Below are 2,066 nucleotides of genomic sequence, written 5' to 3'. Positions count from 1 at the left end.
CCGGAGGCGTTACCGGGGCGAGGGGGTGGGCGAGGTCGCTCCGGCGGCCGGCGCGGTGTCAGGCCCGGACTTCCCGTCGGCGCGGGCCACGGACCGGATGACGGCGGCCGAGAGGTCGATCAGGGCGTTCGTCTGCGGGCTGTACGCGGAGGGCACGTCGACCTCGATGTAGACGGCGCGCTGGGCCGCGGTGAAGCGGTAGCCGCCGCCGGGGAGTTTCTCGATCAGCCAGGCGACCCCGTTGAGATACGCCTCCTCGGCGGTCGGGTCGTAGTCCTTGGAGTCCGGGCGCAGGATCTGTGGCTGCGGCACCCCGCAGCGCAACGTGATGGCCGGGTCTCCCCAGGCCGCGGTCAGCGGCGAGACCGGGTCAGTGCGGCGCCGCTTCTCGTCGTCCACGGTCTGCGGCGCGGCCTTGGTCAGCGCGGCACACGCGGCCTGGCCGCTCGCGGAGACCGGCGCGGGCGCGGCGAGCGCCACGGCGTCGCCGGAGTGGAACAGCAACCAGACGGCGCCGCCGGTCAGGGCCGTGACGCCGAGCGCGGCGGCAGCCTGGAGCGCACCTGGAACTCGCGCGAACAGCACCTCAGAGACGCACCACCGGACAGGTCAGGGTACGGGTGATGCCGTCGATGCTCTGGACTCGGGCGACCACGAGCTTGCCCAGGTCGTCCATCGTCTCCGCCTCTGCGCGCACGATCACATCGTACGGCCCGGTCACGTCCTCGGAGTTGGTGACCCCGGGCAGTCCCGCGATCTTCTGAGCGACCGCGGCCGCCCGGCCGACCTCGGTCTGGATGAGGATGTACGCCTGCACCATGCGGTCCTCCCTGCCCTTATCCGGTTGGACTAGTGAGAGTAGTCAATTAGAACTATGCGACGGCGAAACGTTACCTGCCTGATACCTCTCCGGCGCAAGGGGGCGGCGGTGCGTCACCGCCCGCGCGGGGCCGTACGCTTGCGGCGTGAGCGATCGGCGGGCCGACGAGAGCGGCGGGAGTGCTGGTGGGAGCGGCGATGAGACCCTGGGCGAGGTCGGCGAGTTCGGGCTGATCGACCGGATCGCCCGCGGCGCCGCGCAAGGCCCGGCGGTGCTGCTCGGGCCCGGGGACGACGCGGCCGTGATCCGCGCCCCGGACGGCCGCGTGGTCGCGTCCACCGACCTGTTGCTCGAGGGCCGCCACTTCCGGACCGACTGGTCCACGGCCTACCAGGTCGGCCGCAAAGCCGCCGCGCAGAACCTGGCCGACATCGCCGCGATGGGCGCGGTGCCCACCGCGCTGCTGGTCGGCCTTGCCGCCCCGGCCCGGCTCCCGGTGTCCTGGGCCCGGCAGCTGGCCGCCGGGCTGGCGGACGAGTGCGCGCTGGTCGGCGCCTCGGTGGCGGGCGGGGACACCACCCGCGGCGAGACGATCGTGATCGCGGCCACCGCGCTCGGCGACCTGCACGGACGCGCACCGGTTACCCGCGCGGGCGCCCATCCGGGGGACCGGGTCGCGATCGCCGGAGAACTGGGCTGGTCCGCGTGCGGGCACGAACTTCTCGCCCGCGGCCTGGACGAACCGTGCAAGGCGCTGGACCGGCACCGGGCGCCACAGCCGCCCTACGCGCAGGGCCCGGCCGCGGCGCGGGCCGGGGCGAGCGCGATGATCGACGTGAGCGACGGCCTGCTCGCGGACCTCGGCCACATCGCCCGCGAGAGCGACGTCGGCATCGACCTGGAGCCCGCGGCCTTCGAGATCCCCGCGCAGCTGCGTGCCGCCGCCGAGCGCCTCGGGCTCGATCCGTTGGGCTGGATCCTCACGGGCGGGGAGGATCACGCGCTGGCCGCGTGTTATCCGGCGGACGATGTACCGCAGGGCTGGACGGTGGTCGGCACGGTGACCAAGCGTTCCGACGACCAGGCCGCGCCGCGCGTCACCGTGGCAGGCAAGGCGTGGAGCGGCAGCCAGGGCTGGGATCACTTTGCCTGACAACGCAGTACCGGACAGCGGTAACGTGGCGCACCGTGCCGGACCGCCGGCGCAGGTGTCGGCTGGGGCTGGGGCTGTCTCTTGTACACATCT

3 protein-coding genes are annotated in these 2,066 nt (G+C 73.5%); 1 reads left to right on the top strand and 2 read right to left on the bottom strand.

Annotated elements, in window-relative coordinates; genetic code table 11:
• Positions 1-9: 9 nt before the first annotated feature.
• Complete coding sequence (locus KGA66_RS28720; RefSeq protein ID WP_211472700.1) at positions 10-585, bottom strand: DUF3515 family protein; 576 nt, start codon at positions 583-585, stop codon at positions 10-12.
• A gap of 1 nt (position 586) precedes the next feature.
• A complete protein-coding gene (locus tag KGA66_RS28715) occupies positions 587-820 on the bottom strand; it encodes an Lrp/AsnC family transcriptional regulator (protein WP_211472698.1) in 234 nt (77 codons plus the stop codon).
• Positions 821-965: 145 nt separating this feature from the next.
• On the opposite strand from KGA66_RS28715, the gene KGA66_RS28710 reads away from it, so the two are divergent.
• Positions 966-1,973 (top strand): thiamine-phosphate kinase, encoded by a 1,008-nt coding sequence (locus KGA66_RS28710; protein WP_312887117.1) that lies wholly within the window; start codon positions 966-968, stop codon positions 1,971-1,973.
• The last annotated feature ends 93 nt before the right edge of the window (positions 1,974-2,066 follow it).

The organism is Actinocrinis puniceicyclus, from assembly GCF_018283645.1.
GTDB lineage: Bacteria > Actinomycetota > Actinomycetes > Streptomycetales > Catenulisporaceae > Actinocrinis > Actinocrinis puniceicyclus.
Note: the sequence above shows the minus strand (reverse complement) of the source record. Positions and strands in the feature narration are given on the sequence as shown.